Origin of the sequence: Streptomyces sp. NPDC015242, from assembly GCF_043079125.1 — a bacterium.
In the GTDB taxonomy this organism is placed as follows: Bacteria; Actinomycetota; Actinomycetes; order Streptomycetales; family Streptomycetaceae; genus Streptomyces.
The window spans coordinates 107,208-123,056 of sequence record NZ_JBIBUF010000006.1; the positions used below are offsets into that span (position 1 = coordinate 107,208).

Annotated in this window: 16 protein-coding genes; 3 read left to right on the plus strand and 13 right to left on the minus strand. The window is 72.7% G+C overall.

The window, feature by feature from the left end; translation table 11 throughout:
• Positions 1 to 117 precede the first annotated feature (117 nt).
• The 12 genes from ACF07N_RS21055 to ACF07N_RS21110 form a co-directional block, all read right to left on the minus strand.
• Positions 118 to 1,185: a polyprenyl synthetase family protein gene (locus ACF07N_RS21055; protein WP_383320990.1), complete on the minus strand. Its 1,068-nt coding sequence runs from the start codon at positions 1,183 to 1,185 to the stop codon at positions 118 to 120.
• Positions 1,186 to 1,250: 65 nt separating this feature from the next.
• On the minus strand, positions 1,251 to 2,663 hold the full coding sequence (gene hpnE / locus ACF07N_RS21060; RefSeq protein WP_392115061.1) for a hydroxysqualene dehydroxylase HpnE: 1,413 nt from the start codon (positions 2,661 to 2,663) through the stop codon (positions 1,251 to 1,253).
• Positions 2,660 to 2,794: a DUF6380 family protein gene (locus ACF07N_RS21065; protein WP_392115064.1), complete on the minus strand. Its 135-nt coding sequence runs from the start codon at positions 2,792 to 2,794 to the stop codon at positions 2,660 to 2,662. Before ACF07N_RS21065 ends, hpnE begins: the two co-directional genes overlap by 4 nt.
• A complete protein-coding gene (hpnD, locus tag ACF07N_RS21070; RefSeq protein WP_383339045.1) occupies positions 2,791 to 3,741 on the minus strand; it encodes a presqualene diphosphate synthase HpnD in 951 nt (316 codons plus the stop codon). Before hpnD ends, ACF07N_RS21065 begins: the two co-directional genes overlap by 4 nt.
• Positions 3,738 to 4,640, minus strand: a complete 903-nt coding sequence (gene hpnC, locus ACF07N_RS21075) for a squalene synthase HpnC (protein ID WP_383321002.1) — start codon at positions 4,638 to 4,640, stop codon at positions 3,738 to 3,740. Before hpnC ends, hpnD begins: the two co-directional genes overlap by 4 nt.
• 359 nt (positions 4,641 to 4,999) lie before the next feature.
• The gene (locus ACF07N_RS21080; RefSeq protein ID WP_383585104.1) at positions 5,000 to 5,800 is read right to left on the minus strand and encodes an ABC transporter ATP-binding protein; all 801 of its coding nucleotides are present in this window, start codon (positions 5,798 to 5,800) and stop codon (positions 5,000 to 5,002) included.
• Positions 5,793 to 6,722 carry an ABC transporter permease gene (locus tag ACF07N_RS21085; RefSeq protein WP_383321008.1) on the minus strand — a complete coding sequence of 310 codons (930 nt, stop codon included), beginning with the start codon at positions 6,720 to 6,722 and terminating at the stop codon, positions 5,793 to 5,795. The genes ACF07N_RS21080 and ACF07N_RS21085 overlap by 8 nt, the downstream gene beginning before the upstream one ends.
• 108 nt (positions 6,723 to 6,830) lie before the next feature.
• A complete protein-coding gene (locus ACF07N_RS21090; protein WP_392115837.1) occupies positions 6,831 to 7,703 on the minus strand; it encodes a glycosyltransferase family 2 protein in 873 nt (290 codons plus the stop codon).
• Positions 7,704 to 7,708: 5 nt separating this feature from the next.
• Positions 7,709 to 8,488, minus strand: a complete 780-nt coding sequence (locus ACF07N_RS21095) for a CDP-alcohol phosphatidyltransferase family protein (RefSeq protein WP_365095410.1) — start codon at positions 8,486 to 8,488, stop codon at positions 7,709 to 7,711.
• Positions 8,466 to 9,527 carry an iron-containing alcohol dehydrogenase family protein gene (locus ACF07N_RS21100; protein ID WP_094055255.1) on the minus strand — a complete coding sequence of 354 codons (1,062 nt, stop codon included), beginning with the start codon at positions 9,525 to 9,527 and terminating at the stop codon, positions 8,466 to 8,468. Before ACF07N_RS21100 ends, ACF07N_RS21095 begins: the two co-directional genes overlap by 23 nt.
• A complete protein-coding gene (locus ACF07N_RS21105; protein WP_383321013.1) occupies positions 9,515 to 10,267 on the minus strand; it encodes a sugar phosphate nucleotidyltransferase in 753 nt (250 codons plus the stop codon). The genes ACF07N_RS21100 and ACF07N_RS21105 overlap by 13 nt, the downstream gene beginning before the upstream one ends.
• Positions 10,264 to 12,078: a DUF5941 domain-containing protein gene (locus ACF07N_RS21110; protein WP_392115071.1), complete on the minus strand. Its 1,815-nt coding sequence runs from the start codon at positions 12,076 to 12,078 to the stop codon at positions 10,264 to 10,266. The genes ACF07N_RS21105 and ACF07N_RS21110 overlap by 4 nt, the downstream gene beginning before the upstream one ends.
• 276 nt (positions 12,079 to 12,354) lie before the next feature.
• Between ACF07N_RS21110 and galE the strand changes: the two genes are divergently transcribed.
• The 3 genes from galE (at position 12,355) to idi (ending at position 15,299) form a co-directional block, all read left to right on the plus strand.
• On the plus strand, positions 12,355 to 13,353 hold the full coding sequence (gene galE / locus ACF07N_RS21115; RefSeq protein WP_392115074.1) for a UDP-glucose 4-epimerase GalE: 999 nt from the start codon (positions 12,355 to 12,357) through the stop codon (positions 13,351 to 13,353).
• 139 nt (positions 13,354 to 13,492) lie between these two features.
• The gene (locus ACF07N_RS21120) at positions 13,493 to 14,431 is read left to right on the plus strand and encodes a cation diffusion facilitator family transporter (protein WP_383321021.1); all 939 of its coding nucleotides are present in this window, start codon (positions 13,493 to 13,495) and stop codon (positions 14,429 to 14,431) included.
• Between the two features lie 274 nt (positions 14,432 to 14,705).
• Entirely contained in the window at positions 14,706 to 15,299 is a 594-nt protein-coding gene (gene idi, locus ACF07N_RS21125; RefSeq protein WP_383321024.1) for an isopentenyl-diphosphate Delta-isomerase, read from the plus strand.
• Positions 15,300 to 15,321: 22 nt separating this feature from the next.
• On the opposite strand, the gene ACF07N_RS21130 is transcribed toward idi, so the two are convergent.
• A complete protein-coding gene (locus ACF07N_RS21130; protein WP_392115840.1) occupies positions 15,322 to 15,828 on the minus strand; it encodes an ATP-binding protein in 507 nt (168 codons plus the stop codon).
• Positions 15,829 to 15,849 lie beyond the last annotated feature (21 nt).

The following is a 15,849-nucleotide window of genomic DNA, read 5'->3' on the forward strand; positions in this document are numbered from 1 at the left end:
CCCCTTCGTGCAGTGGTGCAAGGTGTGCAGCTGCTGTGGGTCCGCCGTCGGCCGGTGCTCCGTGCTGGCTCGCGGCACCGGCCGGCGACTACGCGAGGGTTATTCGGCCGATAGTGATCATCTCTTCCGTACGACGACGAAGTCCGCGAGCGCCGTGAACTGCTCCCGCACCCGGTCGGGCATGTCCACGGCGTCGAGGGCCTCGATGGCGATGGTGTGCTGACGGCGTGCCTCGTCGGCGGTCCACGCGCGACCGCCGGCCTCCTCGATCAGGGCGGCGCGGGCCGCGAACTCCTCCTCGGAGAAGTTCTCGACGTCGCCGGCCTTGGCGTCGGCGGCGAGGATCTCGCCGAGCCGCTCCGAGGCGGGGCCGCCGGCCGCGAGCGCGGCGACGACCGGCAGGGACTTCTTGCGCTGGCGCAGGTCGCTCCAGGTCTGCTTGCCGGTGGAGACGGGGTCGCCCCAGATGCCGAGGAGGTCGTCGACGGCCTGGAAGGCGAGGCCCAGGTGGTATCCGTACTTCTCCAGCGTGTCGGCGGTGCGGTCGTCCGCACCGCCGAGGACCGCGCCGATGGAGCTGGCGCAGGCGAGCAGGGCCCCGGTCTTGTTGCCCTCCATCTCCAGGCACTCCTCGACGCTGACGCGGTCGCGGTGCTCGTAGGAGATGTCCTGGGCCTGGCCGTCGATCAGGGCGCGGGTGGCGGTGGTCAGACGGCGGGTGGCGCGGCCGGCCTCGACGGTGCCGAGTTCCAGCAGCACCTCGTTGGCCAGGGCGAACAGGGCGTCGCCGACCAGGATGGCCTGGGCGGGGCCGTGCACCTTCCAGACGGTGTCGCGGTGGCGGCGCTGTTCGTCGCCGTCCATGAGGTCGTCGTGGAGGAGGGAGAAGTTGTGGACCAGTTCCACGGCGACGGCGCCGGGGACACCGGTCTCGGGGGCGGCGGACATGACCTCGGCGGACATGACCGCGAGGGCGGGGCGCACGGCCTTGCCGCCGTCGCCCTCGGCGGGCCTGCCCTGGGCGTCGATCCAGCCGAAGTGGTAGGCGGCGACCGTGTCCATGGGGGGCGCCAGGCGGTCGACGGCCGCCCGCAGCACCGGAGTGGCCAGGGTCCGGCCGCGCTCCAGCAGCGCGGTCACGTCCACCGCCTCGGCAGTCGTCGAGGCCGGGGGCACAGTGGGCACAGTCTCTCCTCTTGTTGCGGTACCGGAGGTGCGGGGGCCGCCCGCCGCGCCGGCCGGGGCCGGCGTCACGCCGCCTCCTCGAACTCGAAGAGGTGGCGGGGGCGGGGCCGGCCCAGGGCGGCCAGCACGGCGTCCGCCGCGCTCACACCACTGCGGACCGCACTCTCCATGGTCGCGGGCCACCCGGTGGCGGTCCACGCTCCGGCCAGGTACAGGCCGGACGCCTTGGTGCGGGCACCGGGCCTGAGGCGCCCGACGCCGGGGGCGGGAGCGAACGTCGCGGTGCGCTCCCGGGTGACGAAGAAGTCCCTCACCCCGGCGCCCCGCGTCAGCGGCAGCAGCCGTTCCAGCTCGGGCAGGTAGCGCTCGCGCAGCGCGGCGACGGGCGCGTCGATGTCGTCCTGCGCCGCCGACTGGGACAGGGCCAGGTACTGCCCCGAGCGCAGTCCGGACGCCTCGGTCCGGTCGAACACCCACTGGATCGGGGTGCCGAGGGCGGTGAGGAAGGGCCGGGCGAGGACCTTGCGGTCGTAGATCACATGGACGTTGAGGATCGGCGCGGTGCCGATCTCCAGGAGCCGCTCGGGCGCGTCGAGGGCATCCCGGGGCAGCAGGCCGTGCGCCTCGCGCTGCGGTACGGCGAGCACGACGGCGTCGGCTTCGATCGTCTCGCCGGGCACCTCGACGCTCCAGCCGCCGTTCCCGTTCCGGGAGACGGAGGTGACGCGGGCGCGGACCTCGGTGCGCACGCCCGCGGAGTCGAGCGCCTTGCGGGCCAGCCGGTCGTGCAGGTCGCCCAGCGGCACGCGCGCCCAGCCGATGTCGGCCGCTCCCGGGTCGGACAGCAGGCCGGTCTTGAACACCATCGCGGCGAGCCCCAGGGAGGCCTCGGAGGCGACGGCGTTGAGGGTGGCGACGCCGACCAGGTCCCACAGGGCCTCGACGGCGCGCGGCGACTGGCCGTGCGCGGCCAGCCAGCTGCCGAAGTCCCGGGTGTCCAGCGCGGGGTCGGCGAGGTCGAGCCCCTTGAGCGCGAGCGCGGCCCGGCCCACCCGGGCACGGTCGGCGAGCGACAGGTGCGGGTAGGTGGCGAGGCTGCGGCCCAGGTGCAGGGGCACGGGCAGCGCGTCGCGCCGCAGCCGGCCCAGCCGCTTGCCCGCGGGCCGCGCGAGGTCCACGACGGGGACGTCGAGCCGGTCCTGCAGCGGGGCCAGTTCCGCGCCGTCGACGCGGTCGAGGAACCAGCGGTAGGCGGTGCAGCAGCGCAGGTACACGTGCTGGCCGTTGTCGACGGTGAGGTCGCCGCGCTGGAAGGAGAAGGCCAGGCCGCCGAGCCGGGGCCGGCCCTCCAGCAGGGTGACGCGCACACCGGCGTCGGCGAGCGCGAGCGCGGTGGTGACACCGGCGAGCCCGCCGCCCACCACGACGGTGTGCCGCCCGTCCGCGACCGGTCCGTGCGACCGCGTGCCGTGGGTCATCGCGTACCCTCCCCTGCGCGGCGGCCGTGCTGTCCGGACCGCGCACGGCCGGCCGTCTCCGTCAGGGACGCGGGGGCCGGCCGGAGGGTTGCCCGCCGGTTCTCGCCCGGAGCGGCCGGTCGCCCGGTCATGCGCGCCTCCTGACGGCCCGTCGGGTGACGTGCCGGGCGTCCAGGCCGGACAGCCCGCGCACGGCGACGTACGCCTTCTCGCGGCCGGGCAGCGAGACCCGGCCGCGCAGCACGGCCTCGGGGTCGCGCTCGATGCGGTCCAGCAGCCGGCGGTAGATGCCTGCCATGGCGGCGACGCAGGCGCCGCTGCGCCGGTCGAGCATGGGCAGCAGCCGGTAGCCCTCGGCGAAAAGAGCGCGGGCCCGTCGCACTTCGAAGTGCACGAGGCCCGCGAAGTCGGAGCCCTCCGGTGGCTTCGGCCCGCTGAAGCCGGCCGAGCAGCCGAACTTCGCGAGGTCGTCGGCGGGCAGATAGGTGCGCCCGCCCTCGGCGTCCTCGCGGACGTCCCGGAGGATGTTGGTGAGTTGGAGCGCGAGGCCGAGCGTGTCGGCGTACTCCGGCGCGCGCTCGACGCCGCGCGCCCCCGGTTCCGTGCCGAACACGCCGAGCGAGAGCCGCCCGATGGCGCCCGCCACGCAGCGGCAGTAGACCTTCAGGTCGTCCCAGGTCTCGTAGGTCTCGCCCCGGACGTCCATGAGGACGCCGTCGATGAGTTCGTCCAGGCCGCCCAGCGGGATCGGGAACTGCCCGGCCGCGTGCGTGAGGGCGACCGCGACCGGGTCCGTGTCGTCCTCGTCGACGCCGCCCTCGCGGATCCGGGTGAGCAGCGCCCGGGTCTCCTCCAGGCGGGCGACCTTGACGTCGCCGGCGAGCGCGCCGTCGCCGATGTCGTCGACGCGCCGCGAGAACGCGTACAGCGCCGACATCGCCCGGCGCTGGGCCGTCGGCAGCAGCCGGATGCCGTAGGCGAAGTTACGGGCCTGCCGCCCGGTGACGGCCTCGCAGTAGCTGTAGGCGGCGAGTACCGGTGGGGACGCGTGTGGTTCCGACTCCACGGTCCGGATCACCCCTCTCCTCGCAGGGTCACGCCCACCTCACGCAGCAGCCGGACCTTGCCGGGCTTGGGCGGGCCGGGAAGTACGTCGTAGTCGGCGGCGGCGATCGCGTGCAGAGCCGCCCTTCCTCCCGCCACGAACCCGGCGAGCAGCAGCTTCAGCCTGCCGTGGACGCTACCCACCAGGGGGGCGCCTTCATTCAGGAGATTCCGGGCCCTTTGCGCCTCGTGCGCGATCAGCGCACGGACCGGCGCTCCGGCCGTCTTCGCGGCGAGATCCGCCTCCTCGACGTGAAAACGCTTCATGTCGGCGGCGGGCAGGTACACGCGGTCGCGGCCGAGGTCCTCGGCCACGTCCTGGAGGTGCTCGACGATCTGCAGGGCGGTGCAGATCATGTCGGAGCGGCGGATCCGCTCGGGTGTCGAGGTGCCGGTCACGGCGAGGACCAGACGGCCCACCGGGTTGGCGGAGAGCTCGCAGTAGGCGAGCAGGTCGTCGTAGGTCTCGTAGCGGCCGACCAGCTGGTCCTGGCGGTTGGCGGCGATCAGCCCGAGGAACGGCTCGGGGGTCAGCGAGCACCGGCGCACGGTCGGCTGGAGGCGGCGCAGCAGCGGATGGCGGGGCGTGGCGCCGAAGACCCTGCGCAGGTCCGCCTCGAAGGCGTCGAGCAGGACGAGCCGGTCGCCGGCCTCCCGCGGGGAGACGCCGAGCAGCCGGGCGTCGGCCCCGCCGGGGGCCAGGTCGCCGTCGCCGATGTCGTCGACGAGGCGGGCGAAGCCGTAGACGGCCATGAGATCGGTGCGCCAGGCCCGGGGCAGGAAGAACGGGGCCACCGGGAAGTTCTCGCCGGCGGCCTTGTCGAGGGTGCCGCGCTCGGGGTCGAGGGCGCGCGCCGTGCCGGTTCCCGTCACCGCCGGCTGCCCCGCGCGGGGACGGCACGTGCTGCGAGGAGCTGGGGAGTTTCCGTAGCCATCGCCGTCACATCTCCCGTTCTACACTGCCGACCCAATACACACTATTTCGGACACGCCGCCCGGCCGTCCGCACGGCGGGCCGACGAGCGGTGTCGCGCATTATCGCCCTGATTGCCGTGTTTCGGGACCGGTCCAGCTTACGTTGTACAGCGCATCGGGGTTCGCCAGGGTGTCCTGCACATCACGAGAACACACCGATCGGCCCCAAGCTTCCTGGAAAGGCCCGGAGTTGACGTTTCCTTTGCAGACGCCGGGCCCCGCCGGAACAGTTCCGCCGGGGCCCTGGCCGCGCCGGGCTACTTGCCGGTGAACTTCTCGTACTCCTTGAGCACCTCGTCGGTCGGGCCGTCCATGCGCAGCTCGCCGCGCTCCAGCCACAGGACGCGGTTGCAGGTGTCGCGGATGGACTTGTTGTTGTGGCTGACCAGGAACACCGTGCCGGCTTCCTTGCGCAGCTCCCGGATGCGGTCCTCGGAGCGCTTCTGGAACTTGCGGTCGCCGGTGGCCAGCGCCTCGTCGATCATCAGGACGTCGTGGTCCTTGGCCGCGGCGATGGAGAACCGGAGCCGGGCCGCCATGCCGGAGGAGTAGGTGCGCATCGGCAGGGTGATGAAGTCGCCCTTCTCGTTGATGCCGGAGAAGTCGACGATGTCCTGGTAGCGCTCCTTGATCTCCTCGCGGGACATGCCCATGGCGAGCCCGCCCAATATGACGTTGCGCTCGCCGGTGAGGTCGTTCATCAGGGCCGCGTTGACGCCGAGCAGCGAGGGCTGGCCGTCGGTGTAGACCTTGCCCCGCTCGGCGGGCAGCAGGCCCGCGATGGCGCGCAGCAGCGTCGACTTGCCGGAGCCGTTGGAGCCGATCAGGCCGATGGCCTCGCCCCGGTAGGCGACGAAGGAGACCCCGCGCACGGCGTGCACCTTGCGCACCCCGCGGGCGGCGTCGTCGGAGCCGCGCTTGAGGATGCGGCTGAGGGCGGCGGTGGCGCTGCCCTTGCCGGTCTTGGCGCCGTTGACGCGGTAGACGATGTGCAGGTCGTCCGCGATGACGGTGGGGATCCGCGCGTCGTCCGTCCGCTCGGCGTGCTGCTCAGCCACGGCCGTACCTCTCCTCCGCCTTCCAGAAGTACACGAAGCCGCCGAGGGCGAACAGCACGGCCCAGCCGCCCGCGACCGCCCAGACGTGGTCGGGCAGGTACTGCGAGCCGTAGTCGTCGATGAGGGCGAAGCGCATCAGGTCCATGTAGATCGCGGCCGGGTTCCACTGCAGGACGTTGGCGATCCAGGCCGGCTTGTCCTGGAGGAAGATCGGGATGGAGAACATCACGCCGGACGCGTACATCCAGGTCCGCATCACGAACGGCATCAGCTGCGCGAGGTCGGGGGTCTTGGCGCCCGCCCGGGCCATGATCAGCGCGAGGCCGGTGTTGAAGCAGAACTGCAGGACGAGCACCGGCACGATCAGCACCCAGGACAGGTCCGGGTAGTGCCCGAAGCCGATCGCGACGGCGAACAGCACGATCATGGAGAACAGCAGCTGCTGGAGCTGCTGCAGCGCGAAGGAGACCGGCAGGGAGGCGCGCGGGAAGTGCAGGGCGCGGACCAGGCCGAGGTTCCCGGAGATCGCGCGCACGCCCGCCATCACCGAGCTCTGGGTGAAGGTGAACACGAAGACGCCCGTCACGAGGAACGGGATGTACACCTCGCGGGACATGCCCCGGTCGGCCTCCAGCAGCAGGCCGAAGATGAAGAAGTACACGGCCGCGTTGAGCAGCGGCGTGGCCACCTGCCACAGCTGGCCGAGCTTGGCCTGGCTGTACTGGGCGGTCAGCTTCGCCTGGGAGAAGGCGAGGATGAAGTGCCGCCGTCCCCACAACTGACGGACGTACTCGATGAGGGACGGCCGGGCGCCGCTCACGCTCAGCCCGTACTTGGCGGCGAGCTCCCTCGCCGTGAGGCCCTCGTCGGGCGCCGCGGGCGCGCTCACCGCGACCGTGGCGTCGTGCGTTGTCTCACTCACTAGTGGAAACTTTCGTCTTCGAGATGCGCGGCCTGTGCGGGCCTGGCATGAGCCGGGGGCCAGGGTACGGCCCCTCCGGTACTCCCGGATTCTCGCGGTACGAGCTTGTCAGATGACGGGGGGCCGGCCCAGTCGGGTCAGCCGCCACACCGTACGCCACTTCATGGGGCGGCGGGGCCCGCACGGAGTGGTCCAGCCCTCGCGGAATCCGCCGAACCAGGCCCGCAGGGCGGGGCGGGAGGGGCGGCGCAGCAGGGTGAGCAGCAGCCACACGCCGAGGTAGACGGGGACGAGGAGCGCGGGGAGGTTGCGGCGGGCCAGCCAGACGCGGTTGCGGGCGACCATGCGGTGGTAGACGGCGTGCCGCGAGGGGGCGGTGGTCGGGTGGTGGAGCACCATGTCGGACCGGTAGTCGATCATCCAGCCGGCGTCGAGGGCCCGCCAGGCCAGGTCGGTCTCCTCATGGGCGTAGAAGAACGCGTCCGGGAGTCCTCCGACATCGGCGAAGACGCGGGTGCGGACGGCGTTGGCGCCGCCCAGGAAGGTGGTGACCCGGGAGGAGCGCATCGGGTCGGCGGCGCGCAGCCGGGGGACGTGGCGGCGCTGGGTGACGCCGGTGTCCGGGTCGGCTATGCGGAAGCTGATGATGCCGAGCTTCGGGTCGGCCTCGAACGCCTCGCGGCACAGCTCGGCGGTGTCGTGGCTCGCGAGGAGCCCGTCGTCGTCGAGGAAGAGCAGCACGTCGACGTCCCGGCCGGACGGGCCGAAGGCCTCGATGCCGACGTTGCGGCCGCCGGGGATGCCGAGGTTCTCGGGCAGCTCGATCGTGCGGACGCCCTCGGGGACGTCCGGGACGGGCGAGCCGTTGCCGACGACGACCACCTCGACGGGGTCGCCGTCCTGCTTGGCGACCGAGTCGAGGAGGGCGCGCAGCTCGTCGGGGCGGTTGCCCATCGTGATGATGACCGCGCCGACCTTCATGCCGCTCACTTCAGCCTGCTCGAAGCGAGGATGGAGACCAGGTGCAGCAGCGTCTGCACCAGGGCGATGCCGGCCAGCACGGCCACGCCGAGCCGGGAGAAGAACAGGTCGCCGCGGGCCTGGTCGACGATGGCCAGGACCAGGATCAGCAGGGACGCCTCGATGCCCAGGATGAGGCGGTGGAACTTCAGGAAGGCGGCGGCCTTGCGGGCCAGGGCCATGCCGGAGGAGCGCATCTCGGCCGCGGCCTCCTTGACCGGCGGCTTGCCGGCCTGGTGGCGGGCGACGCCGACGAGGTCGGTCTCGGCCTTGATGAGGATGGCGCCGAGGGCGGCCAGGGTGCCGAGGAAGGCCCACAGCCAGTCGATGCGGCCGGTGCCCCACAGGTCGGCCGCGCGCAGGCCGAAGCCGGTGAGCACGGCAGCGTCGGTGAGGTAGGCGCCGACGCGGTCCAGGTAGACGCCGTTGAGCGAGTACTGCTTCTTCCAGCGCGCGATCTCGCCGTCGACGCAGTCCAGCAGCAGGTACATCTGCACGCAGACGACGCCGAGGACGGCGCCCGGGATCCCCGGCACGAGCAGTGCCGGGGCCGCGAGCACACCGAAGACGGTCATCAGGTACGTGAGCTGGTTGGGTGTGACCCTGGTGTTGACCAGGTAGCGGTCGACCCGCAGGGACACCTCGCGCATGTAGAGGCGTCCCATCCAGTGCTCACCGCTGCGCCGGTCCTTCACCCCTGCGGGGTGAACGACGGGGCGTAGTTCAGCTACCGATGGCCTTGACATAGTCGGTGTAGGTGTCCTTGATCTGTTCGGGGTTCAGGTCGAGGTGTTCGAGGATGGTGTAGCGGCCGGGCCGGGTCTCCGGGGCGAACTCGACGGCCTTGACGAACTCGTCCGTCGTGAAGCCGATCTCGTCCGGCAGCACGGGCAGGCCGTGGCGGCGCAGTACCTCCGCCATGTACGCCGACTCCTCGTGCGCCCCGCGCAGCCACATCGCGAAGGCCGCGCCGAGACCGCACTGCTCGCCGTGGGCGGCGGCCCGCTTCGGGTAGAGCAGGTCGAAGGCGTGGTTGATCTCGTGGCACGCCCCGGAGGACGGCCGCGAGTCGCCCGACACCGACATGGCGATGCCGCTGAGGACGAGCGCCTCGGCCAGCACCTGGAGGAAGTCGTTGTCCCCGATGCCGCCCGGGTGCCGCAGGACGGCCTCCCCGGCCTGGCGGGCCATGGCCGCGGCCAGGCCGTCGATCCGCTCGCCCTTGACCCGGTTGGCCAGCTCCCAGTCGGCGATCGCCGAGATGTTGGAGACGGCGTCGCCGATGCCGGCGCGGACGAAGCGGACCGGGGCCTCGCGGATGACGTCCAGGTCGATGACGACCGCGATCGGGTTGGGCACGCCGTAGGAGCCGCGGCCGGCGTCGTTGTCGAGGGTGGCGACCGGCGAGCACAGGCCGTCGTGCGCCAGGTTCGTCGGCACGGCGACCAGGGGCAGGCCGACGCGTGCCGCGGCGAACTTGGCGCAGTCGATGATCTTGCCGCCGCCGAGGCCGACGACGGCGTCGTAGTGGCCGGCCTTTATGTCGCTCGCCAGCCGGACCGCGTCGTCCAGGGTGCCGCCGCCGACCTCGTACCAGGTGGCGCCGGGCATGCTCGGCGAGATGCGCTCGCGCAGCTTGGCGCCGGAGCCGCCGCTGACGGCGACGGCGAGGCGGCCGGAGTGGGAGATGCGTTCGTCGGCGAGGACGCACGCCAGGTCGTCGAGGGCACCCGGGCGGATGTCCACGACGAGCGGCGAGGGGATCAGCCGGGTCAGTACTGGCATGCGATCTCCCGTCCACGGGCGAGATCGTCGTGGTTGTCGATCTCCACCCAGTCGACGTCGCCGATCGGCGCCACGTCGATCCGGAAGCCGCGGTTCACCAGCTCCTGGTAGCCGTGCTCGTAGAACTGCTGCGGGTCGGTCTCCCACACGGTCTTCAGCGCGTCGGCCAGCTCGGGGGCGGCGTCGCCCTCGATGAGGGTGACGCCGATGTACTCGCCGGTGGCCTCGGCGGGGTCCATCAGCTTGGTGATCTTCGTCATGCCCCGGGCGGGGTCGACGACGACCTTCATCTCCTCGTCGGCGAGCTGCTTCACCGTGTCGAGGGCGAGGATGATCTTCTTGCCGTCACCGCGGGCGGCGAGCAGCGTCTTCTCGACGGAGACCGGGTGGACGGTGTCGCCGTTGGCGAGGATGACGCCGTCCTTGAGGGCGTCACGCCCGCACCACAGGGAGTAGGCGTTGTTCCACTCCTCGGCCTTGTCGTTGTCGATGAGGGTGAGCTTGAGGCCGTACGTCGCCTCCAGCGCCTCCTTGCGCGCGTAGACGGCCTCCTTGCGGTAGCCGACGATGATCGCGGCCTCCGTCAGGCCGACCTCGGCGAAGTTGGCGAGGGTCAGGTCGAGAACCGTCGGTTCGCCCTCTATGCCCGCGGGCCCCACCGGCACCAGCGCCTTGGGAAGGCTGTCGGTGTAGGGGCGAAGACGCCGTCCGGCGCCGGCCGCCAGCACGAGGCCGATCATGCGGGTTCTCCTTCATCGTGTACGGCGGGTGCGCCGCCCTGGTGGGCGGCGACCCAGAAGCGGATGCTCTCGACGAGCACCACCAGGGCCACGGCCACGGCGAGGACCGTGAGCGCGACCGTGAACTGCGAGGCGGTGAGCAGCGCGGCGAGGACGGTGACGAGCAGCGTCCGTCCCTCGTGCCCCCCGATGGAACGCACCAGCCAGGCGGGGGGCGCTCCGGCGTCGCCGCGGATGCGGTACACCGTGTCGTAGTGATGGTAGGCGACCGCGGCCACCAGCCCGAAAGCCGCAGGAAGGGCCCCGTTCACATCCGCTTTCGCCGCCAGGACGAGGACGGTGCCGTACTCGGCGGCGCGCAGGAACGGCGGGACGAGCCAGTCGAGGGCGCCCTTGAGGGGGCGGGCGACGGCGAGGCCCGAGGTCAGGGCGTAGGCGAGCGCGGCGACGACCGGCCAGGGTCCGCCGAAGCCGGTCAGCGCGGAGGTGAGGACGACGGCGAGACCGCCGAGGAGGGCGACGGCGGGCGCCGTGAAGCCCGGCAGAGCGCGGGCGGGCTTCTTGAGCGCCTCGGCGAAGCCCTGGGCCAGCGGCCCGCTGTCCGCCAGGTCGGCCAGCGCGGCGGCGGCACGGTCGGTGCGCCGGGCCTTGCGGGTCAGGGAGCGCAGCACCCGTCCCGCCGTCGTGTACGTCGCCGCGAACGCGCAGCCGATGAGCAGCGCGTAGAAGGTGACGCGGGGCGTGGTGACGGCCGTGAGGACGGCGATCATGGCCCAGCGCTCGCCGATGGGCAGGACGATCATGCGCCGGACCCAGACCGTCCAGCCGACGCTGTCGAGCTTGTCGGAGAGGGCGGCGGTGGGGCTGGTGTTGGCGGTGGCGTCGTGGTTGGCCTCGTTGAAGGAGAAGTCCACGACGTGCCGGCAGGTCTGCAGGACCATGGCGCCGAGGGCGAGGGCCCAGACGTCGTCGCCGCCGCGGGCGGCGCCGAGGGCGAGGCCGGCGTAGTAGGCGTACTCCTTGGCCCGGTCGAAGGTGGCGTCGAGCCAGGCGCCGAGCGTGGAGTACTGCAGGGAGTAACGGGCGAGCTGGCCGTCGGTGCAGTCCAGCACGAAGGACGCGATCAGCAGGACGCCGGCCGCGACGAAGCCGCCGCGGGTGCCGGTGGCCGCGCAGGCCGCCGCTATGAGGGCGGTGAGCAGCGAGGCCGTGGTCACCTGGTTGGGGGTGAGGCCGCGGCGGGCGCACCAGCGGGCGATGTAGCGGGAGTACGGGCTGATGCAGAAGGTGGTGAAGAAGCCGTCGCGGGCCTTCACGGCCGACTTCAGGCGTACGGCCTCGTCGTCGACGTCCGCGACCGCCTGCCGCGCCTCGTTGCGGGCCTGCGGGTCGGCGGGGACGGCGGCGACCAGGGTGCCCAGCTCGGGGCGGTGCACCTCGGCGCCGTCGGCGTCCAGGGCGGTGAGGACGCGGTCGGCGAGGCTGACGGCCACGGTGGTGGTGCCGCCCGCGGAGTTCTCGCGGGCCACGGCCCGGGTGAGGGCCTGGCGGCCGGCCGGGCGGGCGGTGACGACGCCGGGGATCGCGGCCAGCGGGAAGCGGGGGTCGGTGAGGCCGAGGCGCAGCGCGTGCACGTGCCCCACGAACCGGGCGTCGACCAGCGCGACCCGCTCGTCGCCCGGCACCTCGGCGAGCAGCGTCTCGGCCTCGGCGGCGTCGGCCGCGACCCGGACGTCGAAGCCGAGGGACCGCAGGTCGCCCTCGATCGACGATCCGGGGACCGGCTGACCGGTGAGGATGGCGGTCGACAACCGAATTCACTCCCTGGTACCGGCGTGTCCGCGCCGGTGATGTGCACGATGGGGGCGCCCGCGCCGGTGGCTCCCGGGCGGCTGTCGGCAGAGGCTATCGGATGCCGGGAAGGGCGTGTTCACCACCCGTTCGGCAGGCGGATCGACGCAGTTCGCCCAAGCCCTTGCCGCGATCATCATCGGGGATCCGGGGGTCGCCCCACAAACTCCGCCTCCCGTACCGGACATCGGGGACATTGCGCCGTGCGCGGCGGTGGCGGCATAGGGTGGGCGACCATGACTTGGCTGATCACCGGCGGGGCCGGCTACATCGGGGCCCATGTGGCCAGGGCCATGACGGAGGCCGGGGAGCGCGTCCTCGCCCTGGACGACCTCTCGGCCGGGGTGCCCGCGCGGCTGCCGTCCGGCGTCCCGCTCGTGCGGGGCTCCTCCCTCGACGGGGCGCTGCTGGAGCGGGTGTTCGCGGAGCACGGCGTGACGGGTGTGGTGCATCTCGCGGCGCGCAAGCAGGTCGCCGAGTCCGTCGCGCAGCCGACGCGGTACTACCGGGAGAACGTGGGCGGCCTGGCGACGCTGCTGGACGCGGTGGCCGGGGCGGGCATCCGGCGGTTCGTGTTCTCGTCGTCGGCGGCGGTGTACGGCGACCCGGGGGTGGACCTCATCACGGAGGACGCGCCCTGCGCCCCGGTGAACCCGTACGGCGAGACCAAGCTCGCCGGGGAGTGGCTGGTGCGGGCGGCGGGCCGGGCGCACGGGATCTCCACCGTGTGCCTGCGCTACTTCAACGTGGCCGGGGCGGCCGCACCCGAACTGGCGGACACCGGGGTGTTCAACATCGTCCCGATGGTCTTCGACCGGCTGACCCGCGGCGAGGCGCCCCGGATCTTCGGCGACGACTACCCGACCCCGGACGGCACCTGCGTCCGTGACTACATCCACGTGGCCGACCTGGCCGAGGCGCACCTCGCGGCGGCACGGCGGCTCTCCGGGGACGGTGTCACGGGTGACCTGACCGTCAACATCGGCCGCGGTGAGGGGGTTTCGGTGCGCGAACTCATCACGGTGATCGGCGAGGTCACCGGCGACCGGCGGCCCCCGGTGGTCGAGGGGCGCCGTCCCGGGGACGCGCCCCGGGCGGTGGCCTCCGCGTCCCTGGCGGCCGCGGAACTCGGCTGGACGGCCCGGCGCGGCGTGCGGGAGATGGCCGAGTCGGCGTGGCGGGGCTGGCTGCTGCACCACGGCTCCCGGCCCACCGAGAGCGCTCCGGCCCATTGAGAGCACCCTGACCTGCGCATCGTTTCCGCAGGTCAGGGCACATGACAACGGTGTTCAGTGCCGCGTTGCGCATACCCCCTCCCCGTAGTTCACTGGGGGGCCCGAGCACGATCGGACGGATGCTGGAGGGTGGCTTTTCATGGGGGCTGGGCACGATCACGGGCACGCGCACGGCGGGCCGGGCGGCGGTACGGCCACCTCGGCCTACCGGGGCCGGCTGCGGGTCGCGCTGGCGATCACGCTCGGCGTCGTGGCGGTCCAGATCGTCGGCGGTGTCCTCGCCGACTCGCTGGCGCTGGTCGCGGACTCGGCACACATGGCGACGGACGCGCTGGGCCTGGCCATGGCCCTGCTCGCGATCCACTTCGCGAACCGCCCGCCGAGCGCGCGGGCCACGTTCGGCTACGCGCGCGCCGAGATCCTCGCCGCCCTGGCCAACTGCCTGCTGCTGCTGGGAGCAGGCGGGTACGTCGTCTACGAGTCGGTGCAGCGCTTCCTCACCCCGGCGCAGACCGAGGGCCGGCTGGCGCTGCTGTTCGGTGCGATCGGCCTGGTCGCGAACCTGGTGTCACTGGCGCTGCTGATGCGCGGCCAGAAGGAGAGCCTGAACGTGCGCGGCGCGTTCCTGGAGGTGGCGGCGGACGCGCTGGGGTCGGTCACGGTGATCGTCTCCGCCGGGGTGATCATGCTCACGGGCTGGCAGGCGGCCGACCCGATCGCCTCCCTGGTCATCGCGCTGATGATCGTGCCGCGGACCCTGAAGCTGCTGCGCGAGACCCTCGACGTGCTGCTGGAGGCGGCCCCCAAGGGCGTCGACATGGCGGAGGTGCGGGCGCACATCCTGGCCACGGACGGGGTGCAGGACGTCCACGACCTGCACGCCTGGACGATCACCTCGGGCATGCCGGTGCTGTCGGCGCACGTGGTGGTCGACTCGGAGGCGCTGAGCGCCACGGGCCACGAGAAGATGCTGCACGAGCTGCAGAACTGCCTGGGCGACCACTTCGACGTGGAGCACTGCACCTTCCAGCTGGAGCCGGGCGGGCACGCGGAGCACGAGGCGCACCTGTGCCACTGACGGGACCGGTGGGGCGCGCGGCCACCGGTGTGCGCCGGGGTACACAGCCCTCCGGCGCGCGCCCGCGCCCGGGCTCTCACCGGGCCGGCGAGGACGATTTTCGGCCCATCGGGCCGGGCACGATCCCCTACCTGGGTCCCTGTCCCGGCGTCCCAGCGGCGCCGGCCGCGCTCCCCCGCGCCGCCGCGCGGGACATGCGGGCGGCAGCGAAGTGCCGGGAGTGCCGGATTCGTACGGCAGACTTGGGGCGCGAAGACCGATGTGAAGGATGGGTATGCCGATCACACCTGCCACCGCGACGCACAGCCCGTCGAGCGGCACCGCAGAGGCGATTTTGCTGGAACTGGTCGACGAGGACGGCGTGACGATCGGCACCGCGGAGAAGCTCGCCGCCCACCAGCCGCCCGGACAGCTGCACCGCGCGTTCTCCGTGTTCCTCTTCGACGAGTACGGGCGGCTGCTGCTCCAGCAGCGCGCGCTGGGCAAGTACCACTCCCCCGGCGTGTGGTCGAACACCTGCTGCGGCCATCCGTATCCGGGTGAGGCGCCCTTCGCGGCGGCGGCGCGACGCACCTTCGAGGAGCTCGGCGCCTCGCCCTCCCTGCTGGCCGAGGCGGGCACGGTCCGCTACAACCACCCGGACCCGGAGTCGGGGCTGGTGGAGCAGGAGTACAACCACCTCTTCGTCGGCATGGTGCAGGCCGTGCTGCGGCCGGACCCCCAGGAGGTGGCGTCGACGGCGTTCGTGACGCCGCCCGAGCTGGCGGAGCGGCACGCCAGGGACACCTTCTCGTCCTGGTTCATGACGGTCTTGGACGCGGCCCGCCCGGCGATCAGGGAGCTGACGGGCGCCTCGGCGGGCTGGTGAGACCAGGGCGCGCCGGCGGGGTCTAGAAGGGACGGGCGGGCTGGAGCGGCAGGGCGGCCCAGATCACCTTGCCGCCGCTCGCGGTGTGCTCGACCTCGCACACACCGCCCGCCTCGCGCGTGATCTCGCGGACCAGGAGCAGGCCGCGGCCGCCGGTCCGGCCGTGGTCCGTCTCCAGCGCCGTGGGCCGGTACGGATGGTTGTCCTCGACGGACACGCGCAGCCACTCGGCGCCGACGGCCAGTTCGACCGTGATCGTCGGTGACAGCACGGCCGCGTGTTTGACGGCGTTCGTCACCAGTTCCGAGACGATCAGCAGCAGGCCCTGGGCCAGGTCGTCCGGGACCGGTACCCGCTGGCGCCGCAGCAGGTCCCGCACGGCGTGCCGCGCCTGCGGGACCGAGGCGTCGACGGCCGGTGCGGTGAACCGCCAGACCCCTTCGTACGGCAGCGGATCCGCGGGCCCGGCACCGAGGGGCGCCGCGCCGCCCTCTGGGCGTGGGCCGAACCCACGCCCGTCGTCGTCCATCGTCCGGTCGCCACCCTCGCG

Coding starts and splice junctions, on each gene's coding strand:
- hpnE (WP_392115061.1), bottom strand. CDS start 2,663: ATGACCCACGGCACGCGGTCGCACGGACCGGTCGCGGACGGGCGGCAC.
- ACF07N_RS21065 (WP_392115064.1), bottom strand. CDS start 2,794: ATGACCGGGCGACCGGCCGCTCCGGGCGAGAACCGGCGGGCAACCCTC.
- ACF07N_RS21090 (WP_392115837.1), bottom strand. CDS start 7,703: ATGAAGGTCGGCGCGGTCATCATCACGATGGGCAACCGCCCCGACGAG.
- ACF07N_RS21095 (WP_365095410.1), bottom strand. CDS start 8,488: ATGTCAAGGCCATCGGTAGCTGAACTACGCCCCGTCGTTCACCCCGCA.
- ACF07N_RS21100 (WP_094055255.1), bottom strand. CDS start 9,527: ATGCCAGTACTGACCCGGCTGATCCCCTCGCCGCTCGTCGTGGACATC.
- ACF07N_RS21105 (WP_383321013.1), bottom strand. CDS start 10,267: ATGATCGGCCTCGTGCTGGCGGCCGGCGCCGGACGGCGTCTTCGCCCC.
- galE (WP_392115074.1), top strand. CDS start 12,355: ATGACTTGGCTGATCACCGGCGGGGCCGGCTACATCGGGGCCCATGTG.
- ACF07N_RS21120 (WP_383321021.1), top strand. CDS start 13,493: ATGGGGGCTGGGCACGATCACGGGCACGCGCACGGCGGGCCGGGCGGC.
- idi (WP_383321024.1), top strand. CDS start 14,706: ATGCCGATCACACCTGCCACCGCGACGCACAGCCCGTCGAGCGGCACC.
- ACF07N_RS21130 (WP_392115840.1), bottom strand. CDS start 15,828: ATGGACGACGACGGGCGTGGGTTCGGCCCACGCCCAGAGGGCGGCGCG.